This is a genomic window from Polaromonas sp. Polasp52 (genome assembly GCF_059491565.1).
Genome location: NZ_CP168513.1, coordinates 4,286,090 through 4,305,048 on the forward strand (window position 1 = coordinate 4,286,090; position 18,959 = coordinate 4,305,048).

16 protein-coding genes are annotated in these 18,959 nt (G+C 63.0%); 14 read left to right on the top strand and 2 right to left on the bottom strand.

Features of this window, described 5'->3' with window-relative positions:
- The first annotated feature begins 3 nt into the window (after positions 1 to 3).
- The 6 genes from lgt (at position 4) to ACEN9P_RS20150 (ending at position 6,665) form a co-directional block, all read left to right on the top strand.
- The gene (lgt, locus tag ACEN9P_RS20125; protein WP_495620281.1) at positions 4 to 819 is read left to right on the top strand and encodes a prolipoprotein diacylglyceryl transferase; all 816 of its coding nucleotides are present in this window, start codon (positions 4 to 6) and stop codon (positions 817 to 819) included.
- 255 nt (positions 820 to 1,074) lie between these two features.
- Entirely contained in the window at positions 1,075 to 1,743 is a 669-nt protein-coding gene (locus ACEN9P_RS20130) for a GntR family transcriptional regulator (protein ID WP_477663756.1), read from the top strand.
- Positions 1,740 to 3,209: a malonyl-CoA decarboxylase domain-containing protein gene (locus ACEN9P_RS20135; RefSeq protein ID WP_495620282.1), complete on the top strand. Its 1,470-nt coding sequence runs from the start codon at positions 1,740 to 1,742 to the stop codon at positions 3,207 to 3,209. The genes ACEN9P_RS20130 and ACEN9P_RS20135 overlap by 4 nt, the downstream gene beginning before the upstream one ends.
- Positions 3,210 to 3,321: 112 nt before the next feature.
- The gene (locus ACEN9P_RS20140; protein WP_477663754.1) at positions 3,322 to 4,320 is read left to right on the top strand and encodes a Bug family tripartite tricarboxylate transporter substrate binding protein; all 999 of its coding nucleotides are present in this window, start codon (positions 3,322 to 3,324) and stop codon (positions 4,318 to 4,320) included.
- A 7-nt stretch (positions 4,321 to 4,327) separates the two neighbouring features.
- Positions 4,328 to 5,158 carry an enoyl-CoA hydratase/isomerase family protein gene (locus tag ACEN9P_RS20145; protein ID WP_495620283.1) on the top strand — a complete coding sequence of 277 codons (831 nt, stop codon included), beginning with the start codon at positions 4,328 to 4,330 and terminating at the stop codon, positions 5,156 to 5,158.
- A complete protein-coding gene (locus tag ACEN9P_RS20150; RefSeq protein ID WP_495620284.1) occupies positions 5,145 to 6,665 on the top strand; it encodes a malonate--CoA ligase in 1,521 nt (506 codons plus the stop codon). The genes ACEN9P_RS20145 and ACEN9P_RS20150 overlap by 14 nt, the downstream gene beginning before the upstream one ends.
- Before the next feature lie 6 nt (positions 6,666 to 6,671).
- On the opposite strand, the gene ACEN9P_RS20155 is transcribed toward ACEN9P_RS20150, so the two are convergent.
- Positions 6,672 to 8,807 (bottom strand): acyl-CoA dehydrogenase, encoded by a 2,136-nt coding sequence (locus tag ACEN9P_RS20155; protein ID WP_495620285.1) that lies wholly within the window; start codon positions 8,805 to 8,807, stop codon positions 6,672 to 6,674.
- Between the two features lie 243 nt (positions 8,808 to 9,050).
- On the opposite strand from ACEN9P_RS20155, the gene ACEN9P_RS20160 reads away from it, so the two are divergent.
- From ACEN9P_RS20160 to ACEN9P_RS20175, 4 genes are all read left to right on the top strand, one after another.
- Positions 9,051 to 10,214 carry an extracellular solute-binding protein gene (locus tag ACEN9P_RS20160; RefSeq protein ID WP_495620286.1) on the top strand — a complete coding sequence of 388 codons (1,164 nt, stop codon included), beginning with the start codon at positions 9,051 to 9,053 and terminating at the stop codon, positions 10,212 to 10,214.
- A gap of 110 nt (positions 10,215 to 10,324) precedes the next feature.
- Positions 10,325 to 11,431: an ABC transporter ATP-binding protein gene (locus ACEN9P_RS20165; protein ID WP_413328430.1), complete on the top strand. Its 1,107-nt coding sequence runs from the start codon at positions 10,325 to 10,327 to the stop codon at positions 11,429 to 11,431.
- Between the two features lie 36 nt (positions 11,432 to 11,467).
- The gene (locus ACEN9P_RS20170) at positions 11,468 to 12,412 is read left to right on the top strand and encodes an ABC transporter permease (protein WP_477663749.1); all 945 of its coding nucleotides are present in this window, start codon (positions 11,468 to 11,470) and stop codon (positions 12,410 to 12,412) included.
- 1 nt (position 12,413) lies between these two features.
- Positions 12,414 to 13,304: an ABC transporter permease gene (locus ACEN9P_RS20175; RefSeq protein WP_495620287.1), complete on the top strand. Its 891-nt coding sequence runs from the start codon at positions 12,414 to 12,416 to the stop codon at positions 13,302 to 13,304.
- On the opposite strand, the gene ACEN9P_RS20180 is transcribed toward ACEN9P_RS20175, so the two are convergent.
- Complete coding sequence (locus tag ACEN9P_RS20180) at positions 13,249 to 14,196, bottom strand: DMT family transporter (protein WP_477663747.1); 948 nt, start codon at positions 14,194 to 14,196, stop codon at positions 13,249 to 13,251. The two genes, ACEN9P_RS20175 and ACEN9P_RS20180, sit on opposite strands and share 56 nt — an antisense overlap.
- Positions 14,197 to 14,336: 140 nt before the next feature.
- On the opposite strand from ACEN9P_RS20180, the gene ACEN9P_RS20185 reads away from it, so the two are divergent.
- From ACEN9P_RS20185 to thrS, 4 genes are all read left to right on the top strand, one after another.
- A complete protein-coding gene (locus tag ACEN9P_RS20185) occupies positions 14,337 to 14,750 on the top strand; it encodes a gamma-glutamylcyclotransferase family protein (protein ID WP_477663746.1) in 414 nt (137 codons plus the stop codon).
- Between the two features lie 350 nt (positions 14,751 to 15,100).
- Positions 15,101 to 16,420, top strand: coding sequence for an isocitrate lyase (gene aceA, locus ACEN9P_RS20190; RefSeq protein WP_007870714.1), 1,320 nt, complete (start codon positions 15,101 to 15,103; stop codon positions 16,418 to 16,420).
- 167 nt (positions 16,421 to 16,587) lie between these two features.
- Positions 16,588 to 16,767: a hypothetical protein gene (locus ACEN9P_RS20195; protein ID WP_139200899.1), complete on the top strand. Its 180-nt coding sequence runs from the start codon at positions 16,588 to 16,590 to the stop codon at positions 16,765 to 16,767.
- Positions 16,768 to 17,047: 280 nt separating this feature from the next.
- Positions 17,048 to 18,955 (top strand): threonine--tRNA ligase, encoded by a 1,908-nt coding sequence (gene thrS, locus ACEN9P_RS20200; RefSeq protein WP_495620288.1) that lies wholly within the window; start codon positions 17,048 to 17,050, stop codon positions 18,953 to 18,955.
- Positions 18,956 to 18,959 lie beyond the last annotated feature (4 nt).

An 18,959-nucleotide genomic window follows, 5' to 3' on the forward strand; every position in this document is an offset into this window, starting at 1 on the left:
CCCATGCTTATCCACCCGCAAATCAATCCTGTCGCGCTCCAACTCGGCCCGTTGGGCATCCACTGGTACGGCCTGACCTACCTGGCGGCCTTCGGCTTGTTTTTCTTCCTGGCCACGCGGCGGCTGCGGCACCAGCCTTTTGCCTCCATCACCGGGCCGGGGGCCTGGTCGCGCAGGCATATTGAGGACATGCTGTTTCTGGGGGTGATGGGAGTGGTGATAGGCGGGCGGCTCGGTTATTGCCTTTTCTACAAGCCCGGCTACTACCTGTCGCATCCGCTGGAGATCTTTTTTGTGTGGCAAGGCGGCATGAGCTTTCACGGCGGCATGCTGGGGGTGCTGGCTTCGCAGTGGTGGTTTGCGCGCTCGCGCCAGCGGCCCTGGCTGCAGGTGATGGATTTTGTGGCGCCTTGCGTGCCCACGGGGCTGGCGGCGGGGCGTGTCGGCAACTTCATCAACGGTGAGCTGTGGGGGCGTTTCAGCGACCCGGCCCTGCCCTGGGGCATGGTGTTCCCGGGCAGCGGTTCCCCGCTGCCGCGCCATCCTTCGCAGGTCTACCAATTCCTGCTCGAGGGCCTGCTGCTGTTCGTGCTGCTGTGGCTGTACGCGCGCAAGCCGCGCAAGACGGGCCAGGTCTCCGGCGCCTTCCTGCTGGGCTACGGCGTGTTCCGCTTTATTGCCGAGTTTTTCCGCGAGCCGGACGAGTTCCTCGGCATCCTGGCCCTGGGCATGAGCATGGGCCAATGGCTTTGCGTTCCCATGATCATTGGCGGCGCCTGGCTCTGGGTGTGGGCGACAAAACGCGCTGAGCCGGCCTGAGGCCCGGCAAAACCGTCACAAGGGGCGCTACCGGGGCGGCGCATGCTGTTCGCGTCCGCAATCCGCAAGCCTCCACTAGGGTTTCCCCCTGTCGTTTTCAAGCACAAGCTCTTGATGGTGTTTGGATTATTTCTCATAATTACACGTAATTACTTGAAATTACCGCGGAATTAGGCGTCAAAGTACCCGCGGTAAAGCAGGTTTTCAGCAGGGGTTCGCCATGCCGGCGGGCCGGGTCAGTCAAAGGGTCATGCCATGCGTCTTGTCCAGAATTCACTGCACCAGGAGGTCGCCGATACCCTGCGCGAGCAAATTTTCGCGGGCCAGCTGGCGCCCGGGAGCTTTCTGGATGAGGTCGCGCTGTGCGAGCGGCTGGAAATCTCGCGCACGCCGCTGCGCGAGGCGCTCAAGGTGCTGACTTCGGAGGGGCTGCTGCGCCATGAGCCCCGGCGCGGCTGCTTCGTCAACGAAGTGACCGAAAAAGACCTCGACGACATCTTCCCGGTGATCGCGCTGCTGGAAGGGCGCTGCGCCTACGAGGCGGCGCGCAACGCGACTGACGCCGACCTCGCGGCGCTGACCACCCTGCACGAGCGCCTCAACAGCCATGCGGCGGCCGGCCGCATCAACGACTACTACGCCACCAACTTCGCGATCCACGAGGCCATCATCCTGCTGGCCGACAACCGCTGGCTCGCGCAGGCCATTGCCGACCTGCGCAAAATCCTCAAGCTCGCGCGGCTGCAGCAGCTTCACGCGCCGGGCCGGCTGGCGCAAAGTCTGTCGGAGCACATGACGGTGTTCGCCGCCCTCAAGAGCCGCGATAGTGAAGGCGCGGAAGCCGCCATGCGCACGCACCTGACACGCCAGCGCGAAGCGCTGCGCGAACTGGCCCGCAACCAGCGCTCAAGGGTGGCATCATGAGCGCCGCCGAGTGGCTCAGCCGCAACGTCTCGCGCTTTACCAGCGACAAGGGCGCCGCGGGGAATGCGGCGGCGCAAGCCGCCCCGGCGGCAGCCAAAAAATCGGCGCCCGGCGCAAGCCTGCCCGCGCGCAGCACGCATGAGCGGCTGCAGGCGACGCTGAGCCAGAAAGACGAGGCGCTGTCGCCGCGCGTGCTGCGCCGCACCTTGCAGGAACTGCAGGCCATCATCGACCCGCGCGTGAGCGAGGTCGAGGGCGGGCGCCGCGCCATGGCCATCGCGGCCTGGTACGAGGGCGCCACGGCGGCGCGCCGGCGCGACCTGTGGATGCTCATGAGCGAGCAATTCGTCGCCAACCCGCAAAAGGTCAAGGCCGCGCAGGCGCAGTTCGCGGCGGCGGTGGGCACGCCCGAGGAGGCGGTGGCCGAGGTGCGTTACCGGCGCGCCACGGTGTCGCCGCGCCGGCGCCTGCTGCAGCGCTTCAGCGTCTACCCGGGCGGTATCCAGTTTCTGGTCGACATGCGGGCCGAGATGCAGCCCAGCCTCAAGTCCGACAAGCGCCTGCTGGCGCTGGACGTGGAAATGGAATACATGTTTTCCACCTGGTTCGACGTGGGATTTCTGGACCTGCGTCGCATCACCTGGGATTCGCCGGCCTCGCTGATCGAAAAGCTCATCAAGTACGAAGCGGTGCATGACATCAAGGGCTGGGCCGACGTGAAGAACCGGCTCGACAGCGACAGGCGCTGCTACGGCTTTTTCCACCCGCGCCTGCCCGAGGTGCCGCTGATCTTCGTGGAGGTTGCCATGGTCGAGCAGATCGCGGGTGACATCATGCCGCTGCTCGACGAACTGGCCGCGCCTTCGGACCTGAGCCGCGCCACCACGGCCATCTTTTATTCGATCAGCAACACCCAGGCCGGGCTGCGCGGCGTGAGTTTCGGCGACTCCCTGATCAAGCGCGTGGTCGAGACGCTGAAGGAAGAATTTCCCAAGCTCAAGACTTTTGCCACGCTTTCGCCGATTCCGGGTTTTCGCAATTGGCTGGGCAAGAACGCCGGGGCCATGCTCGAAAAACTGGGCGAAAAAGAACTCACGGCGCTGGGCCGGGCCGTGGGCTTCGAGCCGCCCGGCGCCGGGCATTTGCTCACGGCCATTGAGAACCCGCTCGCGCTAAGCGAAAAATCGCCGGTGCGCAAAATGCTGCTGCACTGCGCCGCCCACTACCTTGGGCGGACCCTGGAAGAGGGCAAGCCGCTGGATCCGGTGGCGCGCTTTCACCTGGGCAATGGCGCGCGCATAGAACGCATCAACTGGGCGGGCGACCCCACACCGAAAGGGCTCAAGCAGTCCTACGGCCTCATGGTGAATTACCTCTACGACCTCAAGCGCCTGGACAGGCACCGCGCGCAGCTCGCACAGGGGGAAATCCCCGTGTCAGGGGACATCGAAGATTTGTACATTTGAATGTGTACTTAAGAACGTGTACTTCAATGGATTGGGGTGGCGGCAAGCCGGGTTCGCTGCACATGAACTCCCGGTTTGCTTTTTCTGATTTCGACAACGACAGGAGACAACAATGACTTTCAGTTTTCATGCCCGGGCTTCCCGGCGCGACATCTTGCGCGCCGCGGCCGCCGGTGCCGCGACACTGTCCTTCGGCAGCCAAGCCCAGTCGGCCTGGCCCACCAAGCCTGTGACGATGATCGTGCCCTTCCCGGCGGGCGGCGGCACTGACGCCTTCGCCCGCCCCCTGTCCGCCCAGTTCGCGAAGCTGACCGGCAAGCAGCTCATCATCGACAACCGCGGCGGCGCCGGCGGCACGCTGGGGGCCAGCATTGCCGCCAGGGCCCAGCCCGACGGCTACACGCTGTTTATGGGCGCGGTGCATCACACCATCGCGCCTTCGATGTATCCCAAGCTCGACTACGACATCGAGAAAGATTTTGTGCCGCTGGCCCTGATGGCCAACGTGCCGCAGGTGCTGGTGGTCAACCCCCGCAACCTGCCGTTCCCCGATTTCAAGGCCTACCTTGAAGCTGTACGCAAGGCACCGGGCAAGTACAACTACGGATCGGCCGGCGCGGGCACCTCGCACCACCTGGCCGGTGAGCTGTTCAAGCAGCAGACCAAGACCTTCATCACCCACATTCCCTATCGCGGCGCGGGCCCTGCGCTGCAGGACTTGATCTCGGGCAATGTCGACATGATGTTTGACGGCCTGGGTTCCTCGGCCAACCACATCAAGGGCGGACGGATCAAAGCGCTTATGGTGTCCGGCACCAAACGCAACCCGGCATTCCCGGATGTGCCCTGCGCCGGCGAACTGGGCCTGCCCGACTACACCGTGACCACCTGGTACGGCATGTGGGCACCCAAAGGCACGCCGGCCGATGTGCAGGCGCGCATCGTCGAGGACCTGCGCAAGGCCGCCACCACCGATGAACTCAAGGCGATCTGGGCCAACAACGGCGCGGACTTCGGCAACCTCACGCCGCAGCAGTTCGGCGCTTTTGTGAGCAGCGAGGTCAAGCGCTGGTCGGCCGTGGTGAAAGCCTCCGGCGCCAAACTCGAATGACCGCTTGATGGCTGGAGCTGTTTTACTCGAGGTGAAGGGCTCCCTGGCCTTTGTGACCCTGTCCCATCCGGGCAAATTTAATGCCATGAGCCGCGCCATGTGGCGCGAGCTGCGCGCGGCCTTCGAAGGCCTGCAGCGGGCCGACTATGTGCGCTGCGTGCTGGTGCGGGGCGAGGGCGGGCATTTTTGCGCGGGAGGCGACATTTCCGAATACGCCGGCTTCCGGTTTGAAGAATCCGCCCTGCGTGAATTTCACGAGTGCGATGTGTGGGGCGGCTTGCGGGCCATGCTTGATTGCGACCTGCCCATGGTTGCGCAGATCGACGGCAACTGCATGGGCGCCGGCCTGGAGATCGCCAGCTGCTGCGATATCCGCATCGCGGGCGACAGCGCGAAGTTCGGCGCGCCCATCGCGAAGCTTGGCTTTCCGATGGCGCCGCGCGAAGCCGCGCTGGTGCTGCGCGCGGCGGGCGAGCTGACCGCGCGCGAAATGCTGCTGTCGGCTGCCGTGCTGGACGCAGCCGAGATGAAGCAGCGTGGTTTCCTCAATCAGGTACTGCCGGCTCACGAAGCGGGCGCCGCAGCCATGGCTTGCGTGGAACGCTGCGCCGCCCTGGCGCCCGGCGCCGCCAGGCTGAACAAGCAGGCTTTGCGGGCGTTGGCCCAGGCCGGCAGCGAGCAAGCCGTGACGGACCTGGCAGCGAGCGCTTACCGCTATGCTGCCTCGCCCGAACACCGGGAAGGCGTGACGGCCTTTACTGAAAAACGCCAGCCCCGGTTTGACGGCCGGGCCGCTGAATCTATGACCACTGACAGCCTGAGCCATGAAAAACCATAACCTGTTCGCGGCACTGCGAGCCGCCTTTCCTTCCTCGCTGGACGACGTCGCCGTCGAAACCGACAACGGCTTGCGCTATTCGTGGCGCGACCTTGAACGCGGCACCGCGATGATGGCCAACCTGCTGGCCTCGCTGGGCTTGCCCGCGGGGGCCAGGGTGGCGGTGCAGGTCGAAAAATCGGTGGAAGCCATGATGCTGTACCTGGCGACCTTGCGCGCCGGTTATGTGTTCCTGCCGCTCAACACCGCCTACCAAAGCGCCGAGATCGAGTACTTCATCGGCAATGCCGAGCCCTCGGTGATGGTATGCAGCAGCAAGAACTTCGGCTGGGTCAGCAAGATCGCCTTCAAGGCTGGCACGCGCAACGTTTTCACGCTGGACGACGACCGCACGGGCTCGCTGCTGGAGCGTGCCGCGCATTGCAGCGACCGGCATGAACCCGTGCAGAGGGAGGCCGACGACCTGGCCGCCATTCTTTACACCAGCGGCACCACGGGCCGCAGCAAGGGCGCCATGCTGACGCACGGCAACATGCTGAGCAACGCGCTGGTGCTCAAGGACTACTGGGGCTGGAAGAAGGGTGACGTGCTGATCCACGCCTTGCCGATTTTTCATGTGCACGGCCTGTTTGTCGCCATCCACGGTGCGCTGATCAACGGCAGCAAGATGATCTGGCTCGCGAAGTTCGACCCCAAGCTGGTGGTCAGCAAGCTGCCCGAGGCCACGGTGTTCATGGGCGTGCCCACGCTCTATGTGCGCCTGCTGGCCGAAGCCGGCCTGACACGTGAGGCCTGCCGTAACATGCGGCTTTTTGTCGCGGGATCGGCCCCCTTGCTGATCGAAACCTTCAACGAATGGAAGGAGCGAACCGGCCACACGATTCTGGAGCGCTATGGCATGTCCGAAACCGTGATGCTGACCTCCAACCCCTACCAGGGCGCTGAGCGGCGCGGCGGCACCGTGGGCTTTGCGCTGCCGGGCGTCAGCCTGCGCGTGCAGGGCGATGACGGGCAGTCCCTGCCGGCCGGCGAGATTGGCGGCATCCAGGTCAAGGGGCCGAATGTCTTCAAGGGCTACTGGCGCATGCCGGAAAAGACCAAAGAAGAGTTCACGGCGGACGGCTATTTTAAGACCGGCGACGTCGGCAAGATCGACGAGCGCGGCTACATCGTCATCGTGGGCCGCAGCAAGGACCTGATCATCAGCGGCGGCTACAACGTCTACCCGGCCGAGATCGAGGGCTATATCAACGACATGCCGGGCGTGGCCGAAAGCGCCCTGGTCGGCGTGCCGCACCCGGATTTCGGCGAAGTGGGTGTTGCCGTCGTGATCGCCAAGCCCGGCGCTTCGCTGGAAGGCGGCCGGATTGTGGGCGAACTCAAGTCCAGGCTGGCCAACTTCAAGATTCCCAAGCAGTGTTTTGTGGTCAGCGAGCTGCCGCGCAACACCATGGGCAAGGTGCAGAAGAATTTGCTGCGTGAGCAGTACAAGGGCCTGTTTGCTTAAAACAGGCTAGGGCGCGAAATCGTCGACCTGGATGACCTTGTCCGCCGCGCGCAGGTAGGCCAAGGCCAGCTCAGGGCGGCTTGAAGCCTGCGCGGCGCGCTGCATCGATGCGCTGCGGCGCACGGCCTTGTTGAGCGACACCGTTTCTCCCCCCAGTTGCTCGGCCAGGGCCAGTGCATCCATTAAATCCCGCAAGCCGCCGCCGGCCGGCGTGGCCAGGTCGGAGCACAGGCGCCGCATGAGCGCGTGCTGGGTGCGCAGCAGCCTGGCCAGGTCCAGCAGCTGGACATCCCGCAGCGGCGCCAGCCGCGTGCTGCGGTTGAGCACCATGGCCCCCACCACGCGGCGCAGCGGCGATGGAAAGTTGGCATAGAGCGCTTCCAGCGCATTACCGGCTTCGTCAAGCTGGACGCGAATCGCGGCCTTGGCCACCGGCAGCATGTCGCCGTCCTTTTCCACCGCGTAGCGCCAGACGCAGGCGCTGGCCATGTAAAGATGGGCCAGCACGTCGCCCAGCCGGGCCGACAGCAATTCCATGCGCTTGAGCTTGCCGCCCAGCAAGCCCATGGCCAGGTCGCAGGTCAGCGCGTACTGGCTGCTCAGGCGGGCGATCAGCCGGGCTTCCTTTTCCAGGCCTGCGGGCGGCGTTCCCCGCAGCGGTGCGCCCGCGATGCTGTACCAGAAGCTGCGCAGCACGTGTCCGACGTGGCCAATCAATGCTTCGCCCAGCGCCTGGGCGTCCTTGTCCCGCACCGCCTGCATTTCCTTCATTACATAAGGGTGGCAGCGCACGGCCCCCTGGCCGAAGATGATCAGCGAGCGGGTCAGGATGTTGGCGCCTTCCACGGTGATGGCAATCGGCGCGCCGCGGTAGGCCACGGACAGCAGGTTGGAAGGGCCCTGGATGATGCCCTTGCCGCCCAGGATGTCCATGCCGTGGTTGACGGCGCGGCGCCCGGCTTCGGTCAAATGCACTTTCAGGATGGCGCTGGCCACACTGGGCTGCTCGCCGTGGTCCAGCACCGCGGCGGTGTAGCGGCGCGCGGCGTCCGTTGCATAAAGCTCGCAGGCCATGCCGGCGATCACGCCGGCGATCGCGTCGAAGCGCCCGATCGGGAGCCCGAACTGCTCGCGCACCTGGCCGTAGCCATTGGCGACGAAGAGCGCGGTCTGTTGCATGGCCGAGCCCAGTGCCGGCAGCGAAATGGCTCGCCCGGCCGCCAGGCATTCCATGAGCATGCGCCAGCCCTGGCCGACCCGGGCCTCACCGCCTATGACCCAGTCCATGGGGATGAAGACCTCGCGGCCTTCGATAGGGCCGTTCATGAATGCCGCGTCCATGGGCCGGTGCCGCCGGCCTATGTTCATGCCGGGCTGCGGCACCGGGATCAGCGCGCAGGTGATGCCCAGCTCGCGCTGGCCCTCGGGCAGGCTTTCGTCGATGGCGTTGAAGGCCAGGCCCACGACGGTGGCCACCGGCGCCAGGGTGATATAGCGCTTGGAGAAGTTCAGGCTGAAGCCGCGTACCACCCGGCCTTCAAACTCCCGCTCGACCAGCAGGCCGCTGTCGGGGATGGAAGCCGCATCGGAGCCCGCATAGGGCGAGGTCAGCCCGAAGCAGGGCAGGTCGCGGCCGTCGGCCAGGCGCGGCAGGTAGTGCTGCTTCTGGGCATCCGTGCCGTAGCGCAGCAGCAGTTCGGCCGGCCCCAGGGAGTTGGGCACCATGACGGTTACGGCCGCGGAGATGTTCAGCGTGGCGATGCGCGTCACCACGGTGGCATGGGCATAGTGGCTGAAGCCCAGCCCGCCATGCGCCTCGGGAATGATCATGCCGAAGAAGCGGTGTTCGCGCAGGTAAGCCCAGACCCCGGCGGGCAGGTCCCCGGCCTGGTCGATGGCAAAGTCATCCAGCATGGCGCACAGGGTGGTGACTTCCTTGTCCAGAAAGGCCTGTTCCGCGGCGCTGAGCACGTTGGGCCCGGCGGCCAGCAGGGCGTCAAAATCGGGCCGTCCGGAGAACAACCGGCCTTCAAAGCCGACAGTACCCGCTTCGAGCGCGGCGCGCTCTGTGTCGCCCATCACAGGCAATGCGTGGGCAAAGGGTTTCATGGCGGCCCGGCCCAGCCAGCTGGAAAATCCCATGGGGGTGTCTTTCGGAAGGGAAGTGAAAGCTTGCCCCCAGCCTACGAGGGGCACGCGGGGTGCCTAGTGCCGTTCACCCCGTGTCGCTGTAGGCGGATTTGCCGGGCAGCCGGCCTTCCCGCAAAGCCCGGGCAAGAAAGGTTCCCGCGCTTGCGGCCCTCTTATACAATTGCTCCGGTCTGATTTTTGCTAGTGTTTCCTGGTTTTTACTTCCAAGTTTTTATAAGAGGAGTTGAGGACATTATGAAAAAGCATCTTGGGTATTGGGCGTTTTCGGCCATGCTGGTTGCGGCACTGACCGCCTGCGGTAAAAAAGACGAAGCGCCTGCCGCCGCCGCCCCGGCCGCCGCCGCGAGCGCGCCGGCCCCCGTGGCCGCCGAGGAAAAGGTACTCAATGTTTACAACTGGCCTGACTACGTCGCCAAGGACATGGTCGCCAACTTCGAAAAGGAAACCGGCATCAAGGTCAACTACCAGACCTTCGAGAACAACGAGGCCCTGCACGCCAAGCTGGTCGCCGGCAACACCGGCTACGACATCGTCGTGCCCGGCGCCGTGTTCGCCAAGCCGCAGATCGACGGCGGCCTGCTCGCCAAGCTCGACAAAACCAAAATCGGCAACTACGGCAACCTGGACCCGGCCATCATGGAAAAGCTGGGCACCATTGACCCGGGCAATGCCTACCTCGTGCCCTGGGCCTGGAGCTTCACCACGGTCGGCATCAACAAGGCCAAGGTCACCAAGGCCCTGGGTTCCACCCCCATGCCGGAAAACGCCTGGGACCTGGTGTTCAACCCGGTCTACACCGCCAAGCTCAAGTCCTGCGGCATCGCCTACCTCGACTCGCCCACCGAAGTGCTGCCGCCGGCCATGCACTACCTGGGCAAGAACGCGTACTCCAACGACCCGGCCGACCACAAGGCGGCGGCCGAGATGCTGGCCAAGGTGCGCCCGCACATCCGCATGTTCTCCAGCACCATGATTGACGACCTGGCCGGCGGCAAGGCCTGCGTGGCCCTGGCCTGGGCCGGCGACATCAACATCGCCCGCGGCCGCGCCCTCGAAAACAAGAGCGGCAACGAAGTCGAGGCCCTGCTGCCCAGCACCGGCGGCCTGATCTTCTTTGATACCCTGGCCATTCCCAAGGATGCCAAGCATCCCAACAATGCGCTGGCTTTCATCAACTACTCGCTGCGCCCTGAAGTGTCCGCCTCCCTGACCAACGAGCTGGGCTACGCCACCGCCAACAAGGCCAGCCTGGCCAACGTCAAGCCCGAAATCGCCAAGGACAAGGCGGTGTTCCCCGATGCCGACAACCTGAAGAAAATGGTGTCACCGGCCAGCTTCAGCAACGAAGCCCGCGAATCCATGAGCAATGTGTTCACCGCCTTCAAAAAAGGCAAGTGACGTTTTACTGATCTCTGGCAAGCGCTGATTTCAGTGTGAACCCGGCTGTGCATGCAATGTGTTGTGTGCACAGCTTTTTTTCATTTTGATGAAGGCAGGAAATCCTGTTCATGAATCTACCTCTCTCGGCCGGCGACGGGTTTTTGCGGACCGACCAGCTGGTCAAGCGCTTTGATGGCGTGGCAGCGGTCGATGATGTCTCGCTGTCCATCCACAAGGGTGAAATCTTCGCACTGCTGGGCAGCTCCGGCTGTGGCAAGTCGACCCTGCTGCGCATGCTGGCGGGTTTTGAAAAACCGACCTCCGGCGCGGTCTTTCTGGACGGCGTGGACATCGCGTCCTTCCCGCCCTACGAGCGGCCCATCAACATGATGTTCCAGTCGTATGCGCTGTTTCCGCACCTGACGGTCTGGGACAACATCGCTTTCGGCCTCAAGCGCGAAGGCATGCCCAAGCCCGAGATCGAGGCCCGCGTGCAGGAGATGCTCAAGCTGGTCCAGCTCGAGGCCTTCGCCAAACGCAAGCCGCACCAGCTTTCGGGCGGCCAGCAGCAGCGTGTGGCCCTGGCGCGCAGCCTGGCCAAGCGCCCCCAGCTGCTTTTGCTCGACGAACCCCTGGGCGCGCTGGACAAAAAGCTGCGCGAACGCACGCAGTTCGAACTCGTCAACATTCTTGAATCGGTGGGCGTGACCTGCGTCATGGTCACGCACGACCAGGAAGAAGCCATGGCCATGGCCTCCCGCATCGCCGTGATGAGCCACGGCCGCGTGCTGCAGGTCGGCACGCCCAAGGAAATCTACGAGCACCCCAATTGCCGCTTTGTGGCCGACTTCATCGGCAACGTCAACATGCTGGAAGGCGAGCTCACGCTGGACGAAGCCGACCGCTGCGAAGTCACCACCGACCAGGGCGTGGTGAGCGTGGGGCACGGCATCAGCGGCACGCTGGGCATGGCGGTGGCCATCGCGGTGCGGCCCGAGAAGATCCATATCGCCAAGGCTCGTCCATCTGGGGTCAGCAGCAACCTGTTTACCGGCAAGGTGCGCGAGATTGCCTATTTCGGCAGCTACAACACCTTCATCGTGGAAGCGGCTGGCGGGCGCACCCTCAAGATCACCGAGACCAACACCACGCGCCACGACAGCGACACCATCACCTGGGACGACCAGGTCTTCTTCTGGTGGGACGGCTCCGCGCCGGTGGTGCTGACGCAGTAGGCGCAGCCCACAGGCCTTAACGATTCAATCCCGGCGATGAACAACATCCCCTCCTGGCTTCAGCTCAACCTCGGGCGGCGCTTCGTGATCGCCGTGCCCTATGTCTGGCTGCTGCTGTTTTTTGTGCTGCCTTTCCTGATCCTGCTGCGCATCAGCGTGACGGACATGGGAGGCGGCGTCGATCCTTTCGCGCCGCTGATAGAGACGGTCAAGGGCTCCTGGCACGTCCTGCTGCGCTACAACAACTACGCGTCCATCTTCATCGACAACGCGCAGGACGCCGTGGGCGGCTTCGGCAACACCATTTACATGGAGGCCTACAAGACCTCGCTGAAGTACGCTTTGCTGACCACGCTGTCCTGCCTGGTCATAGGCTATCCCTTTGCCTACTTCATCGCGCGTTCGCGGCCCTCGATACGCCCGGCCTTGTTGATGCTGGTGATGCTGCCGTTCTGGACCTCCTTCCTGCTGCGTGTCTACGCCTGGAAGGGCATACTGGCCGACCAGGGTGTGCTCAACAACCTGCTGCTGTCGTTGGGCATCATCCAGGAGCCCATGGTGATGCTTTACACCGACGTCTCCATGCTGGTGGGCATGACCTATGTGTACTGCCCCTTCATGATCCTGCCGCTTTACGCCAACCTGGTGAAGATGGATTTCCGCCTGCTGGAGGCTGCGCACGACCTGGGCGCCAGCGCCTGGAAGGCCTTCTGGCTGATCACTGTGCCGCTCAGCAAGTCGGGCATCGTGGCCGGCTCCATGCTGGTGTTCATTCCCAGCGTCGGCGAGTTCGTGATCCCCTCGCTGCTGGGCGGCGCCGAAAACATCATGATCGGCCGCGTGGTTTGGGACGAGATGTTCAGCAGCAACAACTGGCCGCGCGCGTCGGCGCTCGCGGTGGTGATGATTTTGCTGATCCTGGTGCCGCTGGCTTTTTATTACCGCTCCAGCAGCGACCGCGATGCGCGGGGAGGGCACTGAGATGAAGCTCAGCCTGAGGGGTTTTTCGCGCCTGGTGGAAAACAACGTGGGCCGGCTCTGGATGGGGCTGGTCTACCTCTTTCTTTACATCCCGCTGTTTTTCCTCATCGTCTTTTCCTTCAACAGCACGCGGCAGGACGGTGTCTTCACCGGCTTTTCCACGCGCTGGTACGAGGCACTGCTGGCGGACTCGCGGCTGGTCGAAGGTTTCTTCCTGTCGCTCAAGGTGGCGCTGATCACCGGCACGCTGTCGGTGGTTCTGGGAACCTTTGCCGCCTTTGTGCTGGTGCGTTACCTGCGCTTTACCGGGCGCACGCTGTTTTACGGGCTGGTCAACGCGCCCCTGGTCATGCCCGAGGTCATCATCGGACTGTCCCTGCTGCTGCTGATGGTGGCGGTGCAGCGCGCCGTGGGCTGGCCAGACCGCGGCTTCATCACCATCGTGACCGGCCACACCTTGCTGGGCATGGCCTACGCGACCGTTGTGGTCCAGTCGCGCCTGAGCGAAATGGACCGAACCCTCGAAGAGGCCGCGATGGACCTGGGCTGCCGGCCCATGCAGGTGTTTTTCCTGGTGACCCTGCCCAACATCGCGCCGGCCTTGGTGTCGGCCTGGCTGCTGACGTTCACGCTTTCATTCGACGACGTGGTGATTTCGGAGTTTTTATCGGGCCCGGGCGTGACGACCCTGCCGCAGGTGATCTTCAGCTACGCCCGCCGCGGCGTGAACCCGTCGATTTACGCGGCGGCCACGATCCTGATCACGGTGGTGTCGCTGGGCATCATCAGCTACAGCATCTATGTGATGCGCCGGCAAAAGCGGCTGGACCGCGAGATCAGTGCGGCGGCTCGACCGGAGCAGGCTTTTCCAGACCCCGTCCCGGCAAAGTAGCCAGTACCACGCCGGCCAGCGCGATGCCGAAGGCGCCGATCTGGGTGGGGTTCAGTGTTTCGCCCAGCACCATGACGCCGACTGCGGCGGCGCTGATGGGCAGCAGCACGGCAAACACGCCGGCTTCGTTGGCCGGGATGGTTTTGAGGCCCGTCATCCAGAGCCACACCGTCCAGACACTGGCAGCCAGCGAATAGAACACCAGCAACAGCCAGAGGGAGGGCGTGACCCCGCCGAAGTCAAAACGCCAGGCCGCCCACAGGCCCAGCGGCGTGACGAGCGCAAAACCCCACAGGTTGATCAGGGCCGAAATGCGTTTGGGGCTCAGCACGCCGGTCAGCTTCTTGCCGATCACCGCATAGAAGGCCTCGCACAGCACCGCGCCCACCAGCAGCAGGTTGCCCAGCCAGGCGTAACTTGGCGCCAGCTCGGTTTGCGGCCCCGTTGCTGCGTGGCCCGCAGCAGGATTTTTGGCCAGCGACACCAGCGCGATGCCGACCACGGCACAGGCCACCGCACCCCATACCCGCAGGCTGATGCGCTCGCGCAGGAAGAGCCAGCTCATGAGCGCGACGGCGGCCGGGATGGACGCCATGATCACGCCGGCCGCGACCGCGCTGGTCATGCTCACGCCGAACAGCATGCAGAGGGAAAACAGGAAGTTGCCCAGGAAGGACTCCAGGAACAGCAGGCGGGCGGTTTGCCGGCTCATGGGAACCTCTCCAGCCGGTTTTTTAAGCCAGCGCAGCATGGCAGCGCCGCCTATGCCAAAACGCAGCCAGGCGAGCAAAAAGACGGGCAGGGCGGCGACCAGGGGTTTGGACAGCGCCACATAGCTGCCCACCAAGGACATGCTGAGCCCGAGACAGGCGTAAGCCACAATGCGGTTCATTAAACTGGGAGTTCCTGTTGCAGCGGCTCTGCTGCCCGTCGGTTGCACAGGCCGGCAGGGGATGCCGGCGCAGGCCGAAATCATGCCTTAGTTTTTTCGGACCGGATCTCCCTACCTTCCGATACTCAGGATTCCAAGCGATGACCGCTCCCGCCACTCGCCATGTTTTTGTCTACGGCACCCTGCGCAGAGGGGAAGAGCGGGACATCAACCGCCTGCGGCCCGCGCCGCAGTGGGTGGGGCGGGCCCAACTGGCCGGCGTCATGCATCACCTCGGAAGCTACCCGGGCCTTGTGCTGGGCGGGACAGGTGTTGTACACGGCGAAGTCTATGCCGTCAGCCCGGAGCTGGAGCGGGTGCTCGATGAGATCGAGGAGGTCTGGCCGCAGCAAACCGGTGAATACACCAAGCGCGAAGTGATGGTGCAACTGGACACCACGCCGGCGCGCGAACTGCTGTGTGTGCTCTATGAAATTTCGCCGGAGCGCACCCTGGGCAAACCCGTCATTGCCGGTGGCGATTGGGTGCTGCACCGCACCGGCCGCCAGGCCTGAATTTCAGGGCGCCTGCTGCAAGCGCCCAGGCCCTTCTTTGCTCCTGGCTCAAGCGCGCTGCCGCTGCGCCGTTTCCGACCTGCGCGGGCAGCGCCGCATATTTCACGATCCAATAAATTAATTTCACAATACAAAAATCGTAAATGCTGCGCTGCGCAAATATTTCTCAATCCGAGAAATATGATTTTGTATTGCGATATTTTATTAATAGTTCATTGATTTTATTGAATTTTATTTTTGTCTTATATAAGACATAAGAGCTTCACAAAGTCTTGTAGAAGACTTAAAGTGAGTCCATCGCAGTCACCACTTTTTCCCTTCTTCAATTCTTTCAACTCAAGGAGCCCACCATGCCACAAACCCTGACTGAACAACTGAGCCGCGACCAGCAGATTTCCGCCCTCGAAAAAGAATGGGCCACCAACCCCCGCTGGAAGGGCATCAAGCGCGGTTACAGCGCGGCCGACGTGGTTCGCCTGCGCGGCTCCTTTCCGATTGAGCACACGCTGGCACGCCGCGGCGCCGAAAAACTCTGGAACCTGGTCAACAACGAGCCTTATGTGAACTGCCTGGGCGCGCTCACGGGCGGTCAGGCCATGCAGCAGGTCAAGGCCGGCGTCAAAGCGATTTATCTCTCGGGCTGGCAAGTCGCCGCCGACAACAACAGCTATGCCTCCATGTACCCCGACCAGTCTCTGTACCCGGTCGACTCCGTGCCCACCGTGGTTGAGCGCATCAACAACACCTTCCGCCGCGCCGACGAGATCCAGCACTCCAAGGGCATAGACGCCGGCGACAAGGGCTACATCGACAACTTCGCGCCCATCGTGGCCGATGCCGAAGCCGGTTTCGGCGGCGTGCTCAACGCCTTCGAACTGATGAAGGCCATGATCAAGGCCGGCGCCGCCGGTGTGCACTGGGAAGACCAGCTCGCCTCGGTCAAGAAATGCGGCCACATGGGCGGCAAGGTGCTGGTGCCTACCGCTGAAGCCGTGCAAAAGCTGGTGGCTGCCCGCATGGCCGCCGACGTCTGCGGCGTGCCCACGCTGGTGATTGCCCGCACCGACGCCGAAGCGGCCGACCTGCTGACCAGCGACTACGACGAAAACGACAAGCCTTTCATCACCGGCGAGCGCACGTCCGAAGGCTTTTACAAGACGAAAAAAGGCATTGACCAGGCCATCAGCCGCGCCATCGCCTACGCCCACTACGCCGACCTCGTGTGGTGCGAAACCGGCACGCCCGACCTGGAGTTCGCCAGGAAGTTTGCCGAGGCCGTGCACAAGGTGCACCCCGGCAAATTGCTGGCCTACAACTGCTCGCCGTCCTTCAACTGGAAGAAAAACCTCGACGACGCAACCATTGCCAAGTTCCAGAAGGAGCTGGGCGCGATGGGCTACAAATACCAGTTCATCACCCTGGCCGGCATCCATTCGATGTGGTTCAACATGTTCGACCTGGCCCAGGACTACGTCAAACGCGGCATGTCGGCCTATGTCGAGAAGGTTCAGGAGCCCGAATTCGCGGCGCGCGACCGCGGCTACACCTTTGTGTCGCATCAGCAGGAAGTCGGCACCGGCTACTTCGACGAAGTCACCACGGTGATCCAGGGCGGCAAGTCCAGCGTGACCGCGCTGACCGGTTCCACCGAAGAAGAACAGTTCCACTGAACTGCTTTCATTCCAACGATTACCCAGACGCTGGAGCCTTCACGGGCGCAGCTTTCAGCCCGGACAGGAACTTAGGGCCTGTCCGGGCTTTTTTGCAGGTGCTTTTTGGCGTAGAGTGATGTTTGTTACATAAAACACGACTTTGAACATCAACTGGAGGGGCTGCCGTGTCGGACTTAACCGTGGGTTTCAAGCGTATTTCCTGTCCTGATTGCGAGGGTTCCGGTGAACTGCGTATCGAGAGCGAAAACATCAACGAGCACTTCGAGGTCGAGAAACAGACCGTCATCACCGAATGCCCGCGTTGCCTGGGCCTGGGTTTTCTGCCGCCGAGCTCACCGCAATAGCGTTTCGCCACCGCCGGATGCGCGGTGTGGGCGGTGCCCAGCCAACCTGCCGTAAAATACGCGCATGCAATCAATCAAACTGGAAACAGGAAGGATCGTTCGGGTTATGACACCGCGAACTAGGCCCTTGTCCGTTTTCTGGAGTCATCCAGGGCGCTAGTCCGCACCCCTTGGTGATTGTTAGCTACATATTTCATAGCTTAAATCCAAATACCCCTTCATCAAAGCGCGGCATGTTCCGCGCTTTTTTGTTTTCCCATTTCTCCTAAAAACTCATCCCATGATTCAGATCACGCTCCCCGATGCCTCCAAGCGCGAATATCCGCAAGCCGTCACGGTCGCCGAAGTCGCCGCCTCGATAGGCACCGGCCTGGCCAAGGCTGCCCTGGGCGGCAAGGTCGATGGCAAGGTGGTGGACACCAGCTACCTGATCGCCAAGGACAGCGCGGTTTCCATCATCACGGCCAAGGATGCCGACGGGCTGGAGATGATCCGCCACTCCACGGCGCACTTGCTGGCTTATGCCGTGAAGGAGTTGTTCCCCGATGCGCAGGTCACGATTGGCCCGGTGATTGAAAACGGCTTTTTCTACGATTTTTCGTACAAGCGCCCGTTCACGCCGGAAGACCTGGTCGCGATCGAAAAACGCATGACGGAGCTTGCCGCCAAGGACGAGCCAGTGACGCGCCGCGTGCTGCCGCGCGATGAGGCCGTGGCGCACTTCAAGAGCATAGGCGAGCACTACAAGGCAGAGATCATCGCCAGCATTCCGGCCAATGAGGACGTCTCGCTCTACCGCGAGGGCGCTTTTGAAGACCTTTGCCGCGGCCCCCACGTGCCCAGCACGGGCAAGCTGAAATTCTTCAAGCTCATGAAAGTGGCCGGTGCCTACTGGCGCGGCGACCACCGCAACGAGATGCTGCAGCGTGTCTACGGCACGGCCTGGGCCACCAAGGACGAACTCCAGCAGTACCTGACGATGCTGGAGGAGGCCGAAAAGCGCGACCACCGCAAGCTCGGCAAGGAACTGGACCTGTTCCACATCGACGACCATGCGCCCGGCCTGGTGTTCTGGCACCCCAAGGGCTGGACGGTCTGGCAAGGCGTGGAGCAGTACATGCGCAAGGTCTACCAGGACAACGGCTACCAGGAGGTCAAGGGCCCGCAGATCATCGACAAGACGCTGTGGGAAAAAACCGGCCACTGGGACAAATACCGCGACAACATGTTCACGACCGAGAGCGAAAAGCGTGAATACGCGCTCAAGCCCATGAACTGCCCCGGCCACATCCTGATCTTCAAGCAGGGCATCAAGAGCTACCGCGACTTGCCGCTGCGCTACGGTGAATTCGGCCAGTGCCACCGCAACGAGCCTTCGGGCGGGCTGCACGGCATCATGCGCGTGCGCGGCTTCACGCAGGACGACGGCCATATCTTCTGCACCGAGGACCAGATCCTCAAGGAATGCGTGGACTACACGACTCTGCTGCAAAAGGTCTACGCCGATTTCGGCTTCAAGAACATCATCTACAAGGTCGCCACGCGCCCCGAGGCGCGAATCGGCTCAGACGAGAGCTGGGACAGGGCCGAGCACGCGCTGATGGAAAGCCTGCGCGCGTCCGGCTGCGAGTTTGAGATCGCCCCCGGCGACGGTGCGTTTTACGGCCCCAAGATCGAATACACGCTGAAAGACGCCATAGGCCGCCAGTGGCAGTGCGGCACCATGCAGGTCGATTTTTCGATGCCGGAGCGCCTGGATGCCGAATACGTCGGCGAGGACGGAAACCGCCACCGGCCGGTAATGCTGCACCGCGCGATTGTGGGCAGCCTGGAGCGGTTTATCGGGATTTTGATCGAGGAACACGCCGGCGCGCTGCCGACCTGGCTGGCCCCAGAGCAGGTTTCAGTCCTCAATATCACCGATTCCCAGGCCGAATATGCCCGGGAAGTTGCCAAAACGCTGCAAAATCAAGGGCTTAGGGTCAACCTGGACCTGCGCAATGAGAAAATTACGTATAAAATACGGGAGCACTCGATGAAAAAGCTGCCTTACATCCTGGTCGTGGGCGACAAGGAGAAGGAAGCTGGAGCCGTTGCAGTGCGCGCCCGGGGTAACAAAGACCTTGGAGTGATGCCTCTCGATGCGTTTGCCCGGCAAATCGCCTCTGACATCGCACAAAAAGCCTGAATCG

What these genes read in the sequence shown, in the direction of transcription:
- lgt (WP_495620281.1), top strand. Translation starts at nt 4, where the DNA reads ATGCTTATCCACCCGCAAATCAATCCTGTCGCGCTCCAACTCGGCCCG.
- ACEN9P_RS20130 (WP_477663756.1), top strand. Translation starts at nt 1,075, where the DNA reads ATGCGTCTTGTCCAGAATTCACTGCACCAGGAGGTCGCCGATACCCTG.
- ACEN9P_RS20135 (WP_495620282.1), top strand. Translation starts at nt 1,740, where the DNA reads ATGAGCGCCGCCGAGTGGCTCAGCCGCAACGTCTCGCGCTTTACCAGC.
- ACEN9P_RS20140 (WP_477663754.1), top strand. Translation starts at nt 3,322, where the DNA reads ATGACTTTCAGTTTTCATGCCCGGGCTTCCCGGCGCGACATCTTGCGC.
- ACEN9P_RS20145 (WP_495620283.1), top strand. Translation starts at nt 4,328, where the DNA reads ATGGCTGGAGCTGTTTTACTCGAGGTGAAGGGCTCCCTGGCCTTTGTG.
- ACEN9P_RS20150 (WP_495620284.1), top strand. Translation starts at nt 5,145, where the DNA reads ATGAAAAACCATAACCTGTTCGCGGCACTGCGAGCCGCCTTTCCTTCC.
- ACEN9P_RS20155 (WP_495620285.1), bottom strand. Translation starts at nt 8,807, where the DNA reads ATGGGATTTTCCAGCTGGCTGGGCCGGGCCGCCATGAAACCCTTTGCC.
- ACEN9P_RS20160 (WP_495620286.1), top strand. Translation starts at nt 9,051, where the DNA reads ATGAAAAAGCATCTTGGGTATTGGGCGTTTTCGGCCATGCTGGTTGCG.
- ACEN9P_RS20165 (WP_413328430.1), top strand. Translation starts at nt 10,325, where the DNA reads ATGAATCTACCTCTCTCGGCCGGCGACGGGTTTTTGCGGACCGACCAG.
- ACEN9P_RS20170 (WP_477663749.1), top strand. Translation starts at nt 11,468, where the DNA reads ATGAACAACATCCCCTCCTGGCTTCAGCTCAACCTCGGGCGGCGCTTC.
- ACEN9P_RS20175 (WP_495620287.1), top strand. Translation starts at nt 12,414, where the DNA reads ATGAAGCTCAGCCTGAGGGGTTTTTCGCGCCTGGTGGAAAACAACGTG.
- ACEN9P_RS20180 (WP_477663747.1), bottom strand. Translation starts at nt 14,196, where the DNA reads ATGAACCGCATTGTGGCTTACGCCTGTCTCGGGCTCAGCATGTCCTTG.
- ACEN9P_RS20185 (WP_477663746.1), top strand. Translation starts at nt 14,337, where the DNA reads ATGACCGCTCCCGCCACTCGCCATGTTTTTGTCTACGGCACCCTGCGC.
- aceA (WP_007870714.1), top strand. Translation starts at nt 15,101, where the DNA reads ATGCCACAAACCCTGACTGAACAACTGAGCCGCGACCAGCAGATTTCC.
- thrS (WP_495620288.1), top strand. Translation starts at nt 17,048, where the DNA reads ATGATTCAGATCACGCTCCCCGATGCCTCCAAGCGCGAATATCCGCAA.